The organism is Proteus genomosp. 6 (assembly GCF_040139785.1).
Classification (GTDB): domain Bacteria; phylum Pseudomonadota; class Gammaproteobacteria; order Enterobacterales; family Enterobacteriaceae; genus Proteus.
This window is the reverse complement of the sequence record NZ_JBEEVJ010000002.1, coordinates 52,863-74,958: the sequence shown is the minus strand read 5'-3', so window position 1 is coordinate 74,958 and position 22,096 is coordinate 52,863. Positions and strand designations below refer to the sequence as shown.

The 22,096-nt window shown below is 38.7% G+C and carries 14 protein-coding genes, 1 tRNA gene and 1 riboswitch; of the genes, 12 read left to right on the top strand and 3 right to left on the bottom strand.

From position 1 onward, the window contains the following. Positions 1–14: 14 nt before the first annotated feature. Positions 15–106, bottom strand: a riboswitch (TPP riboswitch). Positions 107–218: 112 nt separating this feature from the next. The 7 genes from rppH (at position 219) to ABN212_RS02880 (ending at position 6,659) form a co-directional block, all read left to right on the top strand. Beyond that, positions 219–749 carry an RNA pyrophosphohydrolase gene (gene rppH, locus ABN212_RS02910; RefSeq protein ID WP_036934096.1) on the top strand — a complete coding sequence of 177 codons (531 nt, stop codon included), beginning with the start codon at positions 219–221 and terminating at the stop codon, positions 747–749. Between the two features lie 8 nt (positions 750–757). Continuing rightward, on the top strand, positions 758–3,004 hold the full coding sequence (ptsP, locus tag ABN212_RS02905; RefSeq protein WP_196532776.1) for a phosphoenolpyruvate--protein phosphotransferase: 2,247 nt from the start codon (positions 758–760) through the stop codon (positions 3,002–3,004). A 79-nt stretch (positions 3,005–3,083) separates the two neighbouring features. After that, complete coding sequence (gene lgt / locus ABN212_RS02900) at positions 3,084–3,974, top strand: prolipoprotein diacylglyceryl transferase (RefSeq protein ID WP_109373089.1); 891 nt, start codon at positions 3,084–3,086, stop codon at positions 3,972–3,974. A 46-nt stretch (positions 3,975–4,020) separates the two neighbouring features. After that, positions 4,021–4,872 (top strand): thymidylate synthase, encoded by an 852-nt coding sequence (locus ABN212_RS02895; RefSeq protein ID WP_198626198.1) that lies wholly within the window; start codon positions 4,021–4,023, stop codon positions 4,870–4,872. A gap of 181 nt (positions 4,873–5,053) precedes the next feature. Further along, entirely contained in the window at positions 5,054–5,563 is a 510-nt protein-coding gene (locus tag ABN212_RS02890; protein WP_349442846.1) for a potassium:proton antiporter, read from the top strand. Continuing rightward, positions 5,557–6,201, top strand: a complete 645-nt coding sequence (locus ABN212_RS02885; RefSeq protein WP_198626197.1) for a prepilin peptidase-dependent protein — start codon at positions 5,557–5,559, stop codon at positions 6,199–6,201. Before ABN212_RS02890 ends, ABN212_RS02885 begins: the two co-directional genes overlap by 7 nt. Further along, the gene (locus tag ABN212_RS02880; RefSeq protein WP_349442845.1) at positions 6,198–6,659 is read left to right on the top strand and encodes a DUF2509 family protein; all 462 of its coding nucleotides are present in this window, start codon (positions 6,198–6,200) and stop codon (positions 6,657–6,659) included. Before ABN212_RS02885 ends, ABN212_RS02880 begins: the two co-directional genes overlap by 4 nt. Before the next feature lie 87 nt (positions 6,660–6,746). On the opposite strand, the gene ABN212_RS02875 is transcribed toward ABN212_RS02880, so the two are convergent. After that, the gene (locus ABN212_RS02875) at positions 6,747–6,869 is read right to left on the bottom strand and encodes a hypothetical protein (RefSeq protein WP_269812639.1); all 123 of its coding nucleotides are present in this window, start codon (positions 6,867–6,869) and stop codon (positions 6,747–6,749) included. Positions 6,870–7,003: 134 nt separating this feature from the next. Here ABN212_RS02875 and recC point away from each other — a divergent pair, with 134 nt between their 5' ends. The 4 genes from recC to recD are packed head-to-tail and all read left to right on the top strand — an operon-like array spanning position 7,004 to position 18,812. Continuing rightward, positions 7,004–10,387 (top strand): exodeoxyribonuclease V subunit gamma, encoded by a 3,384-nt coding sequence (gene recC / locus ABN212_RS02870; protein WP_349442844.1) that lies wholly within the window; start codon positions 7,004–7,006, stop codon positions 10,385–10,387. Positions 10,388–10,402: 15 nt separating this feature from the next. Next, positions 10,403–13,291 carry a pitrilysin gene (ptrA, locus tag ABN212_RS02865; protein WP_349442843.1) on the top strand — a complete coding sequence of 963 codons (2,889 nt, stop codon included), beginning with the start codon at positions 10,403–10,405 and terminating at the stop codon, positions 13,289–13,291. Beyond that, on the top strand, positions 13,288–16,899 hold the full coding sequence (recB, locus tag ABN212_RS02860; RefSeq protein WP_349442842.1) for an exodeoxyribonuclease V subunit beta: 3,612 nt from the start codon (positions 13,288–13,290) through the stop codon (positions 16,897–16,899). The genes ptrA and recB overlap by 4 nt, the downstream gene beginning before the upstream one ends. A 2-nt stretch (positions 16,900–16,901) precedes the next feature. Continuing rightward, complete coding sequence (gene recD, locus ABN212_RS02855; RefSeq protein WP_349442841.1) at positions 16,902–18,812, top strand: exodeoxyribonuclease V subunit alpha; 1,911 nt, start codon at positions 16,902–16,904, stop codon at positions 18,810–18,812. Positions 18,813–18,884: 72 nt separating this feature from the next. On the opposite strand, the gene argA is transcribed toward recD, so the two are convergent. Then, the gene (gene argA / locus ABN212_RS02850) at positions 18,885–20,219 is read right to left on the bottom strand and encodes an amino-acid N-acetyltransferase (protein ID WP_196532769.1); all 1,335 of its coding nucleotides are present in this window, start codon (positions 20,217–20,219) and stop codon (positions 18,885–18,887) included. Between the two features lie 239 nt (positions 20,220–20,458). On the opposite strand from argA, the gene amiC reads away from it, so the two are divergent. After that, complete coding sequence (gene amiC, locus ABN212_RS02845) at positions 20,459–21,721, top strand: N-acetylmuramoyl-L-alanine amidase AmiC (protein WP_109373098.1); 1,263 nt, start codon at positions 20,459–20,461, stop codon at positions 21,719–21,721. Positions 21,722–21,925: 204 nt separating this feature from the next. Here the strand turns inward: amiC and ABN212_RS02840 are convergent. Beyond that, positions 21,926–22,002: transfer RNA gene (locus ABN212_RS02840), tRNA-Met, on the bottom strand. Between the last annotated feature and the right edge of the window lie 94 nt (positions 22,003–22,096).

Genomic DNA, 22,096 nt, shown 5'->3' with positions numbered 1-22,096 from the left:
AATCAATGAATATTGCAACATCCTGACTCAAATCCCTACGCCAGTATTAGCTGGATCAGGTTCCACGAGTTTTTCTCAGCCTAAAAAGGCACCCCGTTGAGACTTTCCCATTGTAGATAAATACGCGCGTCGTGCAAAGTCTGTTGATAGAGGTTTACCGTTTGTGGGTAGTATGAAACAATGAGTTATCTTTCAAATTTGGTTATTGAGGTAGTCTAGTGATCGATGATGATGGCTACCGCCCGAATGTAGGGATTGTAATTTGTAATCGGCAAGGGCAAGTGCTTTGGGCTCGTCGCTATGGGCAACATTCATGGCAGTTTCCTCAAGGGGGAATTAATCCTGGAGAATCGCCAGAGCAGGCAATGTACCGAGAGTTGTTCGAAGAAGTTGGGTTAAGTCGCAAGGATGTTAAAATTCTTGCCTCCACACGTAACTGGTTACGTTACAAGTTACCGAAGCGTTTGGTGCGTTGGGACACAAAACCTGTTTGTATTGGACAAAAACAGCGTTGGTTCCTCTTGCAGTTAACAAGTAATGATAAAGACATTAATGTTCAACAAAGCAAAACGCCAGAATTTGATGGCTGGCGTTGGGTGAGTTACTGGTATCCTGTTAGACAAGTCGTCTCTTTTAAACGCGATGTTTATCGACGTGTAATGAAAGAGTTCGCACCCGTAGTCATGCCGTTGCAAGAACAAGTGTCTTTACCTCGTCCATCGTATGGATATCGGCGTAAAAGGTATTAGATAACACTATGCTGACACGTTTGCGAGAAATTGTAGAAAAAGTGGCTATGGCAGCGGGGCTTCCAGAAGCGCTTGAACTCTTAGTCAAGGAAACGTGTCAGGCAATGCACACGGATGTGTGTTCTATTTATCTTGCCGATAAACAACGTAGTTGTTTTTATCTTATGGCGACCAAAGGGTTAAAAAAACCCAGAGGGAGAGCCGTTAGCCTCTCATTTGATGAAGGCGTTGTTGGTGAAGTGGGGCGTCTTTCAGAGCTCATCAACCTCGCTGATATTCGCGAGCATCCTAGCTTTAAATACCTTCCTCAAGTTAAAGAAGATGATCTCCGTGCTTTTCTCGGTGTACCTATTGTCTATCGTCGCCAACTCCTTGGTGTATTAGTCGTTCAGCAAAAAGAGCGTCGCTTATTTAATGAAAGCGAAGAATCTTTTATGGTGACACTGGCGACACAATTAGGTGCAACGTTATCGCAAGTACAAACTAAAGGGCTTTTTGGACAATATCGTCAAAGCCGTATTAAAGCACTTTCGGTTTCGACGGGGGTGGTGATGGCATATGGCTGGCAAGAAGTCGCTCAGCCAATCCTTGAAAATGTATTTAAAGCCAGTGCACTTGATATAAAAGCAGAGCTAAATCGACTCACTGTTGCTTTAGAAGATGCGACAGCAGAATGTCGCCGTTTTAGTAAGCGTTTTATGGCGAATGCACAAAAAGAGAGTGCGGCCATTTTTGATCTCTACTCGCATTTACTTAATGATCCACAGCTTAAACATAAAATGACCGCGATAATCACACAAGGCTATGTCGCAGAATGGGCAGTTAAAGTGGTGGTTGAGAAAGTATCAGCACAATTTTCCAGCCTGAAAGACGGTTATATGCGAGAAAGAGCCTCTGATCTTAAAGCATTAGGACAGCGTTTATTATTTCATTTAGATGATGATCTAAGCTCAACCAATATTTGGCCAGAGCGTTTTATTTTGGTCGCTGATGAATTAAGTGCCAGTTTATTGGCGGAGTTACCAGAGCAACAACTTGCTGGTGTCATTGTTCGAGATGGCGCAACTCACTCACATTCTGCCATTCTTGTTAGGGCGATGGGAATACCTGCGATTATGGGAGCAGATATTCAACCTGAGCTGTTACATAATCGCATGCTTATTCTTGATGGTTATCGTGGTGAAATATTTATTGAGCCAGAGCCTTTTATTACTCAAGAATATAAACAAATTATTGATGAAGAGAGTGTATTAAGCCAAATTGCAGAAGATCAACTTGAACAGCAAGCGGTTTTAAAAAATGGTGAAGCAGTTAGCGTTCAATTGAATGCGGGATTAAATATAAAATATGAGCAACGCATTAGTGTGGGAATAGATGGTGTGGGTTTATATCGCACCGAAATTCCTTTTATGTTGCAAAGTGGTTTTCCCTCTGAAGATGAACAAAAAAACCGTTATCGTGAAATTCTCTCTTTTTTTCCAGATAAACCCGTTGTATTGCGCGCTTTAGACATTGGTGCTGATAAGCAACTTCCTTATATGCCAATTAATGAGGAAAATCCCTGCTTAGGTTGGAGAGGAATAAGAATATTGCTCGATCAACCTGAAATCTTCCTTATTCAGCTACGTGCAATGCTAAAAGCAAATCTCGAATTTAAAAATTTGAAAATATTGTTGCCGATGGTGACAAGTCTTGATGAAATCGACGAAGCAAGAACATTGCTGCTACGAGCATGTGATGAAGTTAGTCGAGAAATAAAGTGTGAGTGTGTTCCACCACCGTTAGGCATCATGCTTGAAGTTCCTTCGTTGGTGTTTATGCTGTCACAATTAGCCAATCGGGTTGATTTTATCTCTGTTGGAACAAACGATTTGACTCAGTATTTACTTGCTGTCGATCGTAATAATACCCATGTAGCATCACTCTATGATAATTTGCATCCTGCGTTATTGCGTTCACTGAATTTGATTGCAACACAATGCCAATATTATCAGTTGCCAGTGAGTGTTTGTGGTGAAATGGCGGGTACGCCAATAGGGGCATTGCTGTTAATAGGGCTCGGTTTTAGGCAGTTAAGCATGAGTGGTCGTAGTTTACCTAGGGTAAAATACTTATTGCGCCATCTTGATCCTGTGATGTTACAGCCTTTTATGCAACAGGTGTTGCAAGCTGAAACCACAACAGAAATCAAAAAATTGTCTTCTGAATTTATGGAACGGCAAGGATTAGGTGGATTAATTCGCGGAGGTATCTAGCAGACCTTCGTATAAGCCTTTTCTGTGTTGGTAATAAATAACCAGCACAGAAATTATTGATTAAGTGAAGTAGGGAATAATGAGTATAAGCTACCTTAAATTTCCAGAGATTGATCCCGTTATGTTCTCTATCGGGCCTGTGTCACTACACTGGTACGGTATGATGTATTTAGTTGGGTTTGTCTTTGCCTTATGGCTTGCAAATCGCCGAGCTGCAAAACCGAATAGTGGTTGGAATAAAAATGAAGTTGAAACATTACTTTATGTCGGTTTTGTGGGGGTATTTATCGGTGGTCGTTTAGGTTATGTTTTATTTTATAACCTACCTGTCTTTTTAAATGATCCTCTTTACCTCTTTAAAGTGTGGGATGGCGGAATGTCGTTCCATGGCGGTTTAATTGGGGTCATTTGTGCCATGATTTGGTTTGCTAAACGCACTAAACGTAAATTTTTCCAAGTGGCAGACTTTGTTGCACCGTTAATTCCATTTGGATTAGGGCTAGGCCGTATTGGTAACTTTATCAATGGCGAATTATGGGGACGTGTCACATTAGATACGCCTTGGGCGTTCTTATTCCCAACCTCGCGTTCTGCGGATCTCCAGCTTGTTGCTCAAGATCCAACAACGTTACTGCCTATTATTCAAGAATATGGTGTTTTACCTCGTCATCCCTCTCAGCTTTATGAAATGCTGTTAGAAGGCGTGGTGCTATTTATTATTCTGAATATTTTTGTGCGTAAAAGTCGTCCTGTCGGAAGTGTGTCGGGTCTATTCCTGATTGGTTATGGCGCATTCCGTATTATTGTTGAATTCTTCCGTCAACCAGACGCACAACTAGGATTATTTGGTGGTGTGAGTATGGGGCAAATACTTTCAATTCCAATGATTCTGTTGGGTATTATTTTTATGGTATGGGCTTATCGTCAAGATAAAAAAACGGCACAAAACCCAACATCTGCTCACAAATAGTGTGAGATAAATTTTTTATTATTAGCTAATTAACAAGAGAGACAACATGAAGCAGTATCTGGCATTGTGTCAACGCATTATCGATGAAGGGCAATGGATTGATAATAAACGGACAGGAACCCGTTGTTTAACGGTGATTAATGCCGATCTGGAATATGATGTTGCGAATAACCAATTTCCGCTGATAACAACACGAAAAAGTTTTTATAAAGCGGCCATTGCAGAACTGTTAGGGTATTTACGTGGCTATGACAATGCCGCTCAATTTCGTGAAATTGGTTGCAATACATGGAATGCCAATGCAAATGAAAATGGTGCATGGTTAAATAACCCTCATCGCAAAGGCGAAGACGATATGGGGCGTGTTTATGGCGTTCAAGGACGTCAATGGCAACGCCCTGATGGTTCTCATTTTGATCAATTACGTAAAGTGGTAGATGACCTGACTAAAGGTATCGATGATCGTGGTGAAATCGTAACGTTCTATAATCCGGGTGAAACGGAACTGGGTTGTTTACGCCCTTGTATGCATACGCATACCTTTTCACTTGTGGGGGATACGCTTTATTTAACCTCTTATCAGCGCAGTTGTGATGTGCCGCTAGGTTTGAATTTCAACCAAATTCAGTGCTTTGTTTTATTGGCGCTGGTGGCTCAAATTACAGGGCATAAGCCGGGTAAAGCATTTCATAAGATAATCAATGCACATATCTATGAAAATCAATTACCTCTAATGCGTGATGTGCAGTTAAAAAGAGAGCCATTACCGTTACCAACATTACATATCAATCCAAAAATCAAAACGTTGGAAGATATTGAAACTTGGGTAACAACGGATGATTTTACTGTTGAAGGTTATCAATGCCATGAAGCAATAAAATATCCATTTACAGTTTAATTTATTCCTTGCTTTAAAGGCCTCTGTTTAGCAATAAACAGGGGCTTTTTTCATGTTTACCCTTATTTTGTATTTATTCTGAAAATACGGTTATTGCGTTGTTGTTCGAAAAAAACACTTTCCTTTATTTACCTTTAAATGTTTTGTCTGCATTCTCGCAGTAGGTTAAAAGGAGAAATAAATGAACAATAACATGGATATAAGCCTAAGTAGGGCACGTCAGCAAGAGGGCGAATTTGGTATAAGCTTACTTGAAATATTGGTTGTGATGATGATAGTTTCTATTTTAAGCTATTTATCAATTCCTGCTTATCAGCATTTTACTTACCAGCGTCAGTTACTGCATAGCGTGCGTGAAACCATTGCTTTTCTTTCTTATCAGCAACAACAAGCTCTATTATTTAATGTAAGAATTAAAATTACGCTTTTGTTATCACCAAATAATAAAATAATTGCGACTCCTCTTCATTCTCGCCATTTATCAGAGCAACAAGATATTTTTCAATTAGCTTCAGGCATTCAACTTAAGCAATCAACAGTTTCAAACTTTACGTTTGGTGGAATTCGTCAAACGTTAAAACCCATGAGCTTTGTTCTTCACAGTGTAGAAGGCGAAGTGAAAATTATTATTTCATCATTAGGCAGAATAAGAGCATGTAGTCAGAGCATGAAGGCATTTCCATCATGTTGAAACGATCTGGAATTTCATTTTCGTCTGGCATGATGTTGATGGAATGCCTTTTTGCTATCGCGATAAGTGGGGTTTTATTTCTATGTATCAGTCGGGCTTATCCTCAAATAATGAACACACTGATCTATTCTTACCAACAATACCAGTTAGATATTTTTTTAAGAGAACGGTTATTGGTGTTAGAAGCACAATTAAGACGCACAGGGTATTGTTATGACAGTTGTGTTAATACGTTGAAGCCAAACGGCTTGGCTGAGTCTTCTTTAAAGATAGGACAATACCCCCTTCAAGAGAAAAACTCCTGCGTTATTTTTGCTTACGACATAAACAGCAATGGCAAATGGGAACCGCCTTCTTCAAAAGAGAGTGATTATTTTGGATACCGTCTTAAAAATGGACAACTAGAACAACGAAGAGGAGTCAAAGATTGCGCCTCTTCAGGATGGCAACGTTTTTTTGAGAGTAATGAAATTGAGGTGACTGAATTTACTTTGCGTTCTTATTCAAAGCCCCATTTAATAAAAGGGATGTCTCTTTTTTATCTTTCAGTTTCTTTAAAATTTCATTTAAAACAAAATCATAAAGTGAAGTCGCATTATCAAAATATCATGCGTTTAAGGAATGTGACCTTGTTATGAATACCGATTTTACATATAGAAAAGATGAACAGGGGTTTGCAAGTTTATTGATGGTAATGGGTTTTGTTGTGATGAGTTTATCTGTACTTGGAAACTTTGCTTATCATTACAGGCAGTCTCAACAAATAGTGATGCAAGAGTTACAAGCACGACAGGCTTTTTTATTTGCTGAATCTGCATTGCAGTGGGGGATTGCACTTAATTGGGATCTTTCATCAACTCGATTAAATAAATGGCAATGTCATACTTTTCATGCAAATCCTAAAATAAAAAGCTGCCTATTTTTGCTCTCTCTAGATAAGGGCTTACTTCAAGGACAAGCAGAAAGCTTAAAAGGTTATAAAATATATCATTACCAATGGGTTAGTATCTTAAAGGATAAAAATAGAACAATAACTATTCATCCAAGCGGATGGCTAGATTATTGCCCATTAGTGCATAAGGAGTGTGTGTTATAGATAATATTCAAAATAAATCAGAAAGTGGCTCTATATTACTTAATACAATGTTTATATTGCTGTTTTTTAATATTAGTTTTGTCGCTATTATAGCGTATAGTCAATCATTAAAAGCTGATTTTCAGCAGCTAATTCAAATTCAGCAGTCAGGGCAGGAACTTTTTGTTTTATTTGAACAAATGTCTGATAAATCACCTGATTATTTCGCATCTAACCCCAAAATAATGACACGCTCACTTTTACAGTCTGAAGGTTGTCAGCAAATAGAAGGTTATGTTGCCAATAATGTATTACCCGAAATAAGGCTGTATTACTGGTCATGCTATTAATAAGATGAGGATCTGATGTTTCATATATATCACTCAAATCAGTTGTCATTACTAAAGTCACTTATGGTGCACTTTATGCAGACCAGGCCACTTTCTTCTCCTTTTGAACAAGAAGTGATCCTTGTACAAAGCCCTGGAATGTCTCAATGGTTGCAAATCCAGCTTGCCGAAAGCTTGGGTATTGCTGCTAATATCCGTTATCCATTACCAGCAACCTTTATTTGGGAAATGTTTACTCGGGTGTTATCAGGTATACCTAAAGAAAGCGCTTTTTCTAAAGATGCGATGACATGGAAATTAATGGCATTACTTCCTGAATTTTTGCCTAATGAAGAATTTAAACCCTTACTGCATTACCTTGATGATGATGAAGATAAACGTAAACTTCACCAGTTAGCAGGACGTGTAGCTGACTTATTTGACCAATATTTAGTTTATCGTTCAGATTGGTTAGCTTCGTGGGAAAATGATGAGTTAATCGAAGGGTTGAGTGAAAATCAACGCTGGCAAAAAATATTGTGGGTAGCATTACAGCAATACACAAAAGATCTTAATCAGCCTCAATGGCACCGTTCTAACCTTTATCAGCAATTTATTTCGACTTTAAATAATGCAAAAGAAGGGGAGCTTCAACACTGTTTTCCACCTCGTATTTTTATTTGTGGGATTTCGGCTCTACCTCAAGTTTATTTGCAGGCATTACAAGCGATAGGGCGTCATACTGAGATCTATTTACTCTTTACTAATCCTTGCCGTTACTATTGGGGAGATATTCAAGATCCTAAATTTCTCTCTCGTCTTAATAGCAGAAAGCCACGCCATTATAAGCAATTGCATGAATCGCCTTGGTTTAAAGATGAAAAAAATGCTTCTTCGTTATTTAATGATGAGGGCGAGCAAAACATCGGTAATCCTCTATTAGCATCATGGGGAAAACTAGGTAAAGATAATCTTTATTTCCTCTCTGAACTTGAATATACCGATGTGTTAGATGCGTTCGTTGAGATCCCAAGAGATAATTTACTCCATCAATTACAAGCAGATATTCTTGATTTAGAAGATTTTTCGCAATTAGGTACAACACTTGAAACTTATGAGTGTAGTGAAAATAAACGAGTGATTTCACCAGATGATCACTCACTGACTTTCCATGCAAGCCATAGCCCACAGCGCGAAGTCGAAGTACTGCAAGACCAATTACTGCATTTATTAGAACAAGATCCTGAATTGTTACCGCGCGATATTATTGTGATGGTTGCGGATATCGATAGCTATACACCTTATATTCAAGCAGTGTTTGGTAATGCATCTTCAGAACGTTATCTTCCTTTTGCTATTTCAGATAGAAAAGCGCGTCAAGCGCACCCTGTATTACAGGCTTTTATTACGTTGCTAGAACTTCCTCAAAGTCGTTTTACCGCTGAACAAGTGTTGGCACTGCTTGAAGTCCCTGCTTTAGCAGGGCATTTTTCTATTTTTGAAAATGAACTAAAACTACTACGTCGTTGGGTTGATGAGTCAGGCATACGCTGGGGATTAGATGATGAGAATGTGGCTTCATTCTTATTGCCAATCACGGGCAAAAATACATGGGAGTTTGGCTTACTGCGCATGTTGCTTGGTTATGCGATGGAAAGTGAAAATGGTCCTTGGAAAGGTGTGCTTCCTTATGATGAATCCAGTGGATTAGTTGCGGAGCTTGCAGGGCATCTCGCTGATTTTCTTTATACATTAAGTGATTGGCGTACACGTTTAAGTGAAACTCGTTCATTAGAATCATGGCTAGAAGTTGGACAACAATTAGTTGATGCCTTTTTTGAGTCTGATGAGGAAACGGAATTAGTTTTAGTGCTTATTATCCAACAATGGCAAAAAGTGATTGAAAATGGATTGAAAGCGCAATATCAAAATGAAATTCCGCTGGTCCTTATTCGGGATGAATTAACAGTACGGTTCGATGATGAAAAAATTAGTCAGCGTTTTTTAGCTGGTAGCATTAATTTCTGTACACTAATGCCAATGCGCTCCATTCCCTTTAAAGCAGTGTGTTTATTAGGTATGAACGATGGTATTTATCCTCGTAATATTCAGCCGTTAGGATTTGATTTAATGGCGGAAAAACGCCGTCGTGGTGATAGAAAACGTCGTGATGATGACCGCTATTTATTCCTTGAAGCGCTTAGCTCAGCTGAAAAATACCTTTATATCAGCTATATCGGAAAATCGATACGTGACGATCGAGAATGCAATCCATCAGTTTTAATCAAAGAGTTACAAGATTATATTGGGCAAAATTTCCGTTTACCGGAGGATGATGAACTCAATGTCGATGACAGTGCGGCTCGTATAAATCAGCATCTATTAACACAACATAGCCGTGTTCCTTTTGCCCAAGAAAATTTCCAAATAGGCGCTTTCTTTCGTTCTTATGCCTCTGAATGGCTGCCTGCTGCCAGTGGGCAGGGAATGGTTCATCAAACTTTTACCGAGCCACTAAACGATGATGACACAATAGATCAAGTCTCTGTTGATGCGCTTGCACGTTTTTATCGTCATCCTATTCGTGCATTCTTCCAACAAAGATTAAAAATAAACTTTGTTATTGAAGAAACAGAATTACCCGAAGAAGAGCCATTTGTGATAAATGCTCTTCAACGTTATCTATTGAATCAATGGTTATTAAAAGCATTGATTGATCAAACTTCAACAGAAGCTTTGTTTGAGCGTATCAAAGCAGCAGGTCAACTTCCTGCAAGTGCATTTGGTCAAATTTATTGGGAGCAGCAAATAGAAGAGTTACTTCCTTTAGCTGAAAAGATAAGAAGTGAACGATTAGCTACACATTCTGTCACATTAGAGCAAAGCTTTAGTGCAATGCCATTGATTGGTCGTTTAAATGAGGTACAAGCTGATGGTTTATTACGTTGGCGACCTGCCAGCTTAACCGCTAATGACTTATTGCAGCTGTGGATTGAGCACCTAGTTTATTGTTTGAAACAGGGAACGGGTGAGAGTCGGTTTTACGGCAGAAAAGAGACTCAATGGTGTTTATTACCAGTTGATCCTGAATTTGCCTATTCAACGTTAGACAAGTTAATCAGTGACTATAAACAAGGGTTAAACAGCCCATTAGCGCTATTTGCGAAAAGTGGCTGGGCTTGGTTACAAGCTTGCTATGATAAAAAATCACAAGAGTTTTTACTTGATGATGAAGAGACACTTGAGAAAGCAGAATTAGTACTGATGCAACATTTAACGGATAGCTATAATCGAGATGGTGAAATGAGTGATATGTATGTTCAGCGTGCTTTCTCTCAATTAGACGAGCCTTTTTTACAAACGGTCAAACAGACGGCATTAACAATATTTAAACCAATAATTCCATTTCTGAAAAAATAAGGGAGCTCATATCAGATGAGAAAGTACTGCTCGCAACTATGGATCATGTTGTTATTGATGCTAGTGAGTATCAACAGCTTTGCCGCTGATCCACTCTGGCAAGTATTGCCTGATAGCATTGAAAAAAGTGAGAGCGATCCACGGCAATATCAAGCGATTAAACTACCTAATGAAATGACAGTATTACTGGTTTCTGATGAAAAAGCAGTTAAATCATTAACGGCAGTTGCGCTACCTGTTGGCGCATTAGAAGATCCTGATAGTCAGCAAGGTCTTGCGCACTATTTAGAACATATGGTGTTAATGGGATCGGTGAAATATCCTCAATCAGGCAGCATGTCTGAGTTCTTACAAAAGAATGGTGGCTCTCATAATGCGAGTACAACGACTTATCGTACTGCATTCTATTTAGAAGTGGAAAATAGTGCCATTAATGAAGCGGTTGATCGACTTGCTGATGCTTTAGCTGAACCTTTACTTGATCCTAAAAATGCAGATCGTGAACGTAATGCTGTTAATGCAGAATTAACTATGGCGCGCGCGCGCGATGGTATGCGTTTTTGGCAAGTCAGGGCAGAAACCTTAAACCCTGCTCATCCAAGTTCCCGTTTTATGGGCGGAAATTTAGAAACGCTGAGTGATAAGCCAAACAGTAAATTACAAGATGAATTAATTAAATTTTATCAAACGCACTATTCTGGCAACTTAATGAATGGGGTAATTTACAGTAATAAGTCACTTGATGAATTATCTAAATTAGCCGCAGATACTTTCGCTCGTATCCCGAATAAAAAGGCAGGTGTGCCTGTCACCACTGTACCTGCTATGACGGATAAAGAAAAAGGGTTAATGATCCACTTAGTACCGGCTCAACCGCAAAAGACTTTACAAATTGAGTTTGGTATAGATAACAACGTTGCTGATTTTCGCAGTAAAACGGACGAATACATTGGCTATTTAATTGGTAATCGTAGTTCAGGCACTTTAGCAACATGGTTACAAGACCAAGGTTTAGCCGAAAATATTAGTGCGTTCTCAGAGCCCTATATTGATCGTAACCAAGGCTCGTTTACCATTTATGTTTCGTTAACCGATAAAGGGTTAGCGCAAAAAGACAAAGTGATTTCCGCTATCTTTTCGTACATTCGTTTAATTCAAACAGAAGGTATCAGTCAGCGTTACTTTGATGAAATTGCGAATGTATTGGATCTCTCATTCCGTTATGGCTCTATTGTAAGAGATATGAATTACATAGAAGGCATTTCGGATATGATGCTGCGTTATCCAGTCAAAAATATCCTTAATGCAGACTATATCGCTGATAATTATGAGCCTTCAGCTATCCTTTCACGTCTTGATTCACTGACACCAGAGAAGGCTCGTATTTGGGTAATAAGTCCTAATGAACCTTCTAACAAACAAGCTTACTTTGTTAACGCGCCTTATCAGGTTGATAAAATCACAGATAAGCAATTAAAAACATGGCAAACATTATCAGATGATATTTCATTATCATTGCCAGCACTTAACCCTTACATCCCTGATAATCTTTCACTGATTGATGCGGACAGTAAAATCATCAAACCACAATTGTTGTGGCAGGATAAAAGTGCTCGTCTGTTCTATATGCCATCACACTATTTTTCTGATGAACCGAAAGCGAGTGTGACATTAAGTTTGGTGAATAAAAAATCGGATATCACTGTTAAGCAACAAGTGACACAAACTTTAACAGACTATCTTGCAGGTCTAGCATTAAGTGAATTATCTTACCAAGCTTCTGTTGCGGGAATGAATATCTCATCTACATCAGGACAAGGTATTGATTTTTCAATGAATGGTTATACGCAACATTTACCAGAACTTGTTAATGCGACACTGAAAAGCTATATGAGTTTTGAGTCAACTCAAGAAGAGCTAGATCAAGCTAAATCTTGGTATCGTGAACAACTTGAAGTGACCCATAACTTAAAAGCATTTGAAGCAGCTATGCTACCAGCTCGTCGATTAAATACGATCCCGTACTATGAAGAAGCTGACAAACTCAAAGCATTAGAGTCAATTACACTGCAAGATATTATTGATAATCGCCGTGAAGTCATTAAAAACGCGGCACTTCAAGCGCTGATTATTGGTAACTTAACGCCAGAGCAAAGCCGCAATATTGCTAAATCTGCACACGAATTATTAGGTAATCAAGGCACAGAATATTGGATCGGTGAAACATTAGTATTCAATAAATTAAATGCAGTTGAATTCCAAAATAAATCGAAGAGCACAGATAACGCATTAGGTGAGCTTTATATCCCAACGGGTTATAGCCGCCTTGAAGGTCAGGCAATTTCTTCAGTGTTATCGTCTATTATCAAACCTTGGTTCTATGATCAATTAAGAACAGAAGAGCAACTTGGTTATGCTGTATTTGCTTATCAAGCTACTATGGGTGAGCAATCAGGTATCGGCTTTTTACTGCAAAGTAATGCAAAACCGCCTGTCTATTTAAATGAGCGCTATAACGCATTTTATCAACAAGCTTACGAGCGTTTGAAAAAAATGAAAGAGGCTGATTTTAATCAGTATAAACAAGCGATTATTACCGAAGTTAAACAGCCACCTCAAACATTCTATGAAGAAGTTTCTCTTTATCGAAATGACTTCCATCGTAATAACTTAAAATATGATGGACGTGAAAAATTCTTAGCTGAGCTTAATAAAGTAACGTTAAAACAAGCTATTGAGTTTTATGAAAAAGCAATTATAAAACCAAACGGATTTATTTTTGTTTCTCAAATTATTGGTAAAGATGGCAAAGATGCTGATTACGCCGAAAATAAACAATGGAAACGTTATGCTACGGTAAGTGAATTACAAAAAACCTTACCTATTGAGGAAATTAAAGAGTGAGTGAAGTGATACAGGCACAGCCATTAAACCCGTATACACTCCCTCTGTACCAAAGACGCCTCATCGAGGCGTCAGCAGGAACAGGGAAAACTTATACAATAGGGTTGTTGTATTTACGGTTGCTTCTTGGATTAGGCGGAGAGTCTGCATTCTACCGCCCTCTCAGTGTTGAAGAGATTTTAGTTGTGACATTTACGGATGCGGCGACAGATGAATTACGAGCCCGCATTCGTAAAAATATCCATGAACTAAGACTTGCCTGTATCCGTCATGATGTTGAAAGTAGTGATAACGCTTACCACGAATTACTTAAACAAATCCCGAATAAAGAGCTGGCTGCACAGTGGTTGTTAGAAGCAGAACGACAAATGGATGAAGCGGCTATTTATACTATTCATGGATTTTGCCAGCGTATGTTGGCAAACAATGCATTTGAATCAGGAGTCTTGTTTGAACAAGTCTTGATCCAAGATGAATATGAGCTTAAAAAACGGGTATGTGCTGACTTTTGGCGCCGTCATTGTTATCCACTTTCTTATGATGTTGCTAATGCAGTAAGCCAGATTTGGTCTGGCCCTGAACAGCTACTTTATGAAATACAGCCTTATTTACAAGGTGAAATGCCTGAAATCGAAGGTGTGGCATTAGACAGTGAAAATGAATCAGTCAAAGAGCGTCATCAAGCGGTTATTGAAGCAATTAACAAGGTGAAAGCTCGTTGGCATGAACATCATCATGAAGTTGAAGCATGGATAACCGCTTCAGGTGTTGATAAACGTAGTTATAGCAGTCGTTTCTTACCTAAATGGATTGAAGAAATTACTCTGTGGGCATCAACATTAGAAACGAAAAGCTATCAATTACCTGATTGTTTGGTTCGTTTTTCTCAAGAAACGCTGAATGAAAAGGCAACGAAAGGCCCAGCACCAGAGCATATTCTTTTTATTGAAATTGAACGATTAACAAAGCAGAGCCTAACTCTGCGAGATGTTATTCTTGCCAACGCCATTCCTGAAATACGCCAAGGTATTGAAAATGAAAAGATGCGTCGTGGTGAAATGGGCTTTGATGATTTATTAACACGTCTAGACAGAGCGTTAAAACGTGAAAGTGGCGAGGCTTTAGCGCAAGCTATTCGTGAACGTTATCCAGTTGCAATGATCGATGAATTCCAAGACACCGATCCTCAACAATATCGTATTTTTGATGCCATTTATGGTGAGCATGAAAATAGTGGTTTGCTGTTTATTGGTGATCCTAAACAGGCAATTTATGCTTTCCGTGGTGCGGATATTTTTACTTATATTCAAGCACGAAAGCAGACATCTCATCACTACACATTAAATACTAACTGGCGCTCTGCGCCGGGTATGGTGAATGCAGTTAACAAGCTTTTTATGCGTTCCAAGGCCCCATTTTTATTTGAACATATCCCTTTTATTGAAGTAAGTTCGGCTGAAAAAAACCAAGACATGGTCTTTATTTACCATGATGAGCCGATTTCGCCTTTTAATTTTTGGCTTGCTGAAGGCGAAAGTGTTTCTACGGGAAATTATGAGCAAATCATGGCAGCGCAATGTGCCGCACAAATTCGTGATTGGTTATCAGCAGGGGATCAGCAACAGGCTTGGCTGATTGAGCAAGGTGCAAGAAGAGCGGTTACGTCTGCTGATATTATGGTACTGGTGCGTAGCCGTAGAGAAGCGATACTGATCCGTGATGCACTGAATTTACTTTCAATACAATCCGTATTCTTATCCAATCGTGAAAGTGTATTTGAAACCAATGAAGCGAAAGATCTACTTTGGTTACTACAAGCGGTTGTAACACCAGAGAAAGAGCGTGTTTTAAGAGCCTCTTTAGCCAGCCGATTATTTGGTTTTAGCGCGAAGCAAATTGATAGCCTAAATCATGATGAACATCGCTGGAATAATTATGTAGAAAAATTTGCTGATTATTATGCATTATGGCAAAAGCGTGGTGTTTTACCAATGTTGCGTAAAATCATGATGGATAATCAAATTGCGGAAAATTTACTCGCAAGTATTGATGGTGAGCGCCGGCTTACAGATATCATGCATATTGGTGAATTATTACAAGAAACATCATTACAACTTGATAGTGAACACGCTCTTATTCGTTGGTTAGCACAACAGATTTCTCATCCTGATGCGCAATCTGAAAGTCAACAAATGCGCTTGGAAAGCGACCGAAATCTTGTGCGAATTTGTACTATTCATAAATCTAAAGGCCTTGAATATCCTATTGTTTGCTTACCTTTTGCTTGTAATTACCAAGAACAAAAAGGGGCGCTTTATCATGACAGAGAAAAATTTCACGCGAAATTAGATATTTTTAGCCGACCTGAAAGCTTACGTTTAGCAGATGAAGAGCGCTTAGCTGAAGATTTACGCTTACTTTATGTGGCATTAACACGATCTAAATTCTGCTGTTATGTTGGTGTTGCTCCTCTTGTTAAAGGGACTAAACGTAAATCAGGGCTTACTGATCTGCATAAAAATGCTTTAGGGTATTTATTACAGCAAGGTGAAGAAGGCGATAGTGAATTATTACATCAATCAATTCACGCTTTATTAGATGATAATATCAGTGTAACAACGCTTGATAACATATCAGTACATCGCTATCAGCCTCAATTAATGGCAGAAACAAAACTTGAAGCCGCTATATTTAAACGTCAGATCCATGATAATTGGCGTATAACGAGTTATTCAGGATTAACCTATCAGCATTCAAATCGTAATTATCATTTTGATTTGGGTGATATTGAGGCTTTGGTGCAATCTATCGCACCAGGACTTGATACAGATGCTAAAGGTGAGAAGCAACAAGGAGAGGTTGATGAAAATTCTATTCATCATTTCCCTCGTGGTGCAGTAGCAGGAACATTCTTACATAGTTTGCTTGAAGTGTTGGATTTTTCGCAGCCTATTGATGAACTGTGGATACAAGGACAATTGACAGCTCAAGGCTTTGATGAAAAGTGGGCTCCTCTTTTAGTTACATGGATGGAAACGCTGTTTCATACGCCTCTTAATTCTCAAGGATTATGTCTTGCTGATATCCCAAAATCACAACAACTTGATGAATTACAATTCTATTTACCTATTGAGAAAGAAGTATCATCAGCTCAATTGACTCAATTAATAAGTCAGTTTGATCCTCTATCAAAACGTTGTCCTGCTTTGCAATTTCAACAAGTAGAAGGGATGCTCAAAGGCTTTATTGATTTAGTTTTTTCTTGGGAAGGTAAATACTATGTTGTGGATTATAAATCGAATTGGTTAGGTGGATCGAGTGAGGATTACACACAAGAAGCGATGATGAATGCAATGATGGATCATCGCTACGACTTGCAATATCAACTCTATACCTTAGCGTTACATCGTTTTTTACAGCAACGTATTCCTGATTATGATTATCGAACTCATTTTGGTGGTATTTATTATCTTTTTTTACGGGGTATAGATAAAGAACATCCCGGAAATGGGGTTTACGCTTATTTGCCTGATGAAGCTTTTGTTTTGGCGTTGGATTCATTATTTACAGGTAAAAGTAGCAAATCCGATGTAGTCGGTGAGAAATAAAAATGATCAAACTATTAGAACAAGCGATTACACAAAACTTATTACGACCTTTAGATCTCCGATTTGCACAAATGCTGGTTGAAGATGAAAACCCTATTTTACTATTTGTATTTGCTTATTTGAGTGCTCAAACTGGAGCGGGGCATGTTTGTTTACCATTGAGTATTATTCAAAAAGATCAACTGTTTGATGGTAGACAAAAAGAGTTTGCACAAGAAATTTGGCAAAAAATGGGTAAGCCTTCTGCTAAAAAAATAGTAGAAGAGTTGACTCATTGTCATTGCGTTAGTCAAAGTAACGATGATTCTCCTTTCCCCATTATTTTAGATAATGGACTTCTTTATCTACAAAGAATGTGGAGCTATGAAGAGAAAGTAGCGCAATTTTTTAGGCAAGAGCACAGCATTGTTGATATTGATGAAAATGAATTAATTAAGGTACTTAACCAGCTTTTTCCAGCAACGAAAGAAAGCCAAGAAACAAATTGGCAAAAAGTAGCTGCCAGTGTTGCTATCACAAGCCCCATTTCTATTATTTCAGGGGGGCCAGGAACGGGGAAAACCACGACAGTTGCTAAAATTTTAGCGGCTTTTGTGATGCTCACATCAAATGAGAAGCCCATTATTCAATTAGCGGCGCCAACTGGAAAAGCCGCTGCGAGATTAACGGAATCTTTAGGTAAGGCTTTGGCGCAACTTAATTTAAGCGAAGAAGAAAATAAGTGGATGCCAAAGCAGGCACAGACTATTCATCGTTTATTAGGGGCTCAGCCTGAAAGTCAGCAAGTGCGTTACCACAAAGATAATCCATTACAGCTTGATATTTTAGTTGTTGATGAAGCCTCAATGGTTGATTTACCCATGATGGCACGCTTGATTGATGCACTTCCATCAAAATGTTACGTCATTTTCTTAGGTGATAAAGACCAACTTGCTTCTGTTGAGGCAGGGGCTGTATTAGGTGATATTTGCCGTTTTTCTGAAGATGGTTTTAGTCAAAAAAGATTTGATCAGATTAATCACTTAACTCAAGGTGAATTGGTTAAATCTACTGATATTATTCCTGTTTCTCAAACTCCAGTGTCTGTCGTCAGTGATTCTCTGTGTCTATTACGTAAAAGCTACCGTTTTGGTGAAGATTCAGGGATAGGACAACTTGCTTTGGCGGTTAATAAAGGACAAACCAAAATTGCTATTGCGTTGTTGAAAAAAGCAGAGGTTAGCCCACAACAGCTTGAAATAGCATTAGAGCCTCAAGATGTGAGCTTTATTGCTTTAGAGTCAAAAGAAAGTTATTTACTGATGATACAAGATGCTGTTAATGCTTATCGAGAGTATCTCACTTTAGTTTCTCAAAAAGCATCACCTGATATTATTCTTAATGCATTTAACCAATACCGTTTATTGTGCGCACGAAGAGAAGGTCCTTTTGGTGTGAGTGGTTTAAATGACAGAATTGAAATGTTATTGCATCGCCAGCGATTGATCCGTCGTCCTACAAACAGTTATCAAAGTGATTATATTGGTCGCCCAATTATGATCCAACGAAATGACAGTACGTTAGGTCTGTTTAATGGTGATATTGGCATTATGCTCAATAACGATGAAGGTGAAATGAAAGCATTTTTCCAACTACCAGATGGAAAATTGAAAGCGATCCAACCTAGCCGATTACCACAACATGAAACTGCGTATGTAATGACGGTGCATAAATCACAAGGTTCGGAATTTACCCATACAGCATTAGTTCTTCCCGATAAATTTTCACCTGTTGTTAGTCGAGAATTGTTGTATACCGCATTAACACGCGCTAAACAGAAGCTTTCTCTTTATGCTTCAGAGTCTATGGTGAAAATGGCAATACAAACGCGTATTCAACGTCGAAGTGGATTAATTGATAAATTACGTTATTAGCGGTTAGTTAATAATGGAAAATAATAAAAGACAGGCATTGAGAGGGATACCTGTCTTTTTTGTGCTTGGTAATTACTCTTTATGTAAGTCTAAAATTAAAATTTTAGAACGGCGTTGGTAATTATAGAGTGCTTGTTTTTCAATGGGTAATTTATCAATTTCAGCAGGTTCAAATCCTTTTTCTTGAAACCAGTGTATGCTACGAGTTGTTAGAACAAATAGCTTTTCTAACCCCAATTGCTTAGCATGCGCTGAAATGCGCTGTAGTAAAACCTCACCACGACAAGAGCTACGATAATCAGGATGCACTGCAACACAGGCCATTTCACCAATTTTTTCTGATGGATAAGGGTAGAGCGCTGCGCATGCGATAGTCATATTATCGCGTTCAATAATAGTGAATTGATCAATTTCAATTTCCAATTGTTCTCTTGAACGTCTGACTAAAATACCTTGCTGTTCTAATGGGCGAATAAGTTCGAGTATGCCACCAATATCATTAATATTTGCTCTACGAACTTTCTCTGCACTCTCCATGACGATTTGAGTACCAATACCATCACGAGAGAATAATTCTTGAATAAGCGCACCATCAGATTGATAACTTAATAAGTGGCTACGCTCTACACCACGACGACAGGCTTTAACAGCTCCCCGTAAGAATCTTACTGTGCCTGAGTGATAATCGCCTTCTGTTTGTAGCTCTCGAATTTTATCTTCAGCTTGATTAGGCAGCAGTTCAGAAACAATGTGACCTTCTTCATCGATAACACCTTGGAATGAGCAAAAACCAATCAGCTTTTGTGCTTTAAGTTTTATCGCAAGCTGTGTTGCCACTTCTTCTGAGGTGAGATTAAAGCTTTCACCAGTAACAGACACTGCAACTGGGCCAATTAATACAATAGCATTACTGTCTAACTGGCGATGAATAGCTTCTTCATCGATACGACGAATTTTTCCGCTATGACAATAATCAACGCCATCATCAACCCCTAATGGCTGTGCGATAACAAAGTTACCACTAACAACATTAATATGCGCACCTTGTAATGGCGTATTGCTTAAACTCATTGATAGGCGAGCCGTAATATCAAGTTGCAATGTACCCGCAGCTTGTTTAACGATTTCTAAGGTTTTACTATCTGTGATGCGCGTATATTTATGATAAATCGGAGATACTTTTTGTATTTCAAGAGCAGTATCAATTTGTGGGCGAGCACCATAAACAACCACTAAACGAATGCCTAGGCTGTGTAACAACCCAATATCATTAATGATAGATGGGAAGTTTTCGTGAGCAATGGCTTCGCCACCTAGCATAATGACAAATGTTTTGCCTCTATGTGCATTAATATACGGAACCGAGTGGCGAAATCCATCGACCAATTCGGTGCTACGCTCTTTCATAAAACCCTCTCAAGTGAATTTTTATTCGAATTTAATGTATTTTTATTCTTTTTGGAGAGGAATGGCAAGTAAAATCCTATCTTATTGTTTTCCCTGAAGGCAGAATATTCGTGTAAAAGTGAGTAATTGTGCTGTTTTTAAGTGACAGTGAAGTGTGGATTGGGTAAAGTTTTTCGTTCTTAACTTTTTTATCTCTTTTTAGAGTTTATTGACGTTAATCGTTTTTTTGGAATATTTTCATGAGTCATTCTGAGCACAATCAAACTCGTCGTCGTCTTGTTAAAGGAATTGGCGCGTTATTATTGTTAAGTATTAGTCCTGTTGGTCTTGCAGCCACAGCATCTATTGTTGCTGTGAGGGTTTGGCCTGCCTCGACTTATACTCGCGTGACTATAGAATCCAGTACACCACTGAAATATCGTCAGTTTGCATTGTCAAACCCTGAACGTATTGTGGTGGATTTAGAAGGTATTCAACTTAATAGCGTATTGAAAGGTGTTGCTAATCAAGTTCAGACTAGCGATCCGTATTTAAAACTTATTCGGGTTGGTCAAAATACACCTAAAACAGTGCGACTGGTATTTGAAGTAAAAACGCCTGTACAACCACAAATGTTTACGCTTAAACCTGTGGCTGAATTTAAAAACCGTTTAGTGCTAGATTTCTACCCAAGTCATGGGGCTGATACTGAAGATGATCCACTATTAGCACTATTGCGTGAATATAACGACGGTGATTTACAACAAGCTGTACCCGCACAAACAGACACACGTAAACCTGGCAGAGCGGGGCGTGATAGGCCGATTATTATCATGATCGATCCTGGTCATGGTGGAGAAGATCCGGGAGCAATCGGCAAATATAAAACTCGTGAAAAAGATGTGGTTTTACAAATTGCTCGTCGCTTAAGAACGCTTATTGATAAAGATGCCAAAATGAAAGCGTATATGACACGTAATGAAGATGTCTTTATTCCATTGACTGTACGTGTTGCTAAAGCGCGAAAAATGCAGGCAGATTTATTTGTCTCTATCCATGCTGATGCATTTACAAACCGCTCTGCAAGAGGTTCATCTGTTTTTGCATTATCAAAAACCGGCGCAACCAGTAATACAGCGCGTTATCTTGCTCAAACACAAAATGAGTCTGACTTAATTGGTGGGGTGAGTAAAAGTGGTGACCGCTACGTTGACCATGCAATGCTTGATCTTGTGCAAACAGCCACTATCAACGACAGTCTGAAATTTGGTAGTGAAGTGCTTAAGCTGATGGGGGGGATTAATAAATTGCATAAAAATAAAGTCGATCAGGCTGGGTTTGCGGTATTAAAAGCGCCAGAAATTCCGTCAATTCTGGTTGAAACGGCCTTTATCAGTAATATCGAAGAAGAGAAAAAGCTGAAAACAGCAAAATTCCAGCAACAGATTGCAGAATCTATTTTCAAAGGTATCAAAGCTTATTTTGCTAATGGCGGTGAATTAACGTTAGCTGATCGTAGTTAAATTCTTTTTATACCTTCTTTTCATATTCCAGTAGAAAGTGAATATCATCTGCTTTCTATTGGAATGTCTTATTGTTTTTCAACACAATAATCTTATTAAAATAAAAGAGAATGATCAGAATAAATGTATAAATAAGTTGGGTAATAGATTTGAATTAATAAATCAAAAGAGATGGTAAAAATGAGGAATAACATTGAAAAGAATTGGTTGCGGGAGCTGGATTTGAACCAACGACCTTCGGGTTATGAGCCCGACGAGCTACCATGCTGCTCCATCCCGCGACTGAATTGTTGTTTATAGAATTGGTTGCGGGAGCTGGATTTGAACCAACGACCTTCGGGTTATGAGCCCGACGAGCTACCATGCTGCTCCATC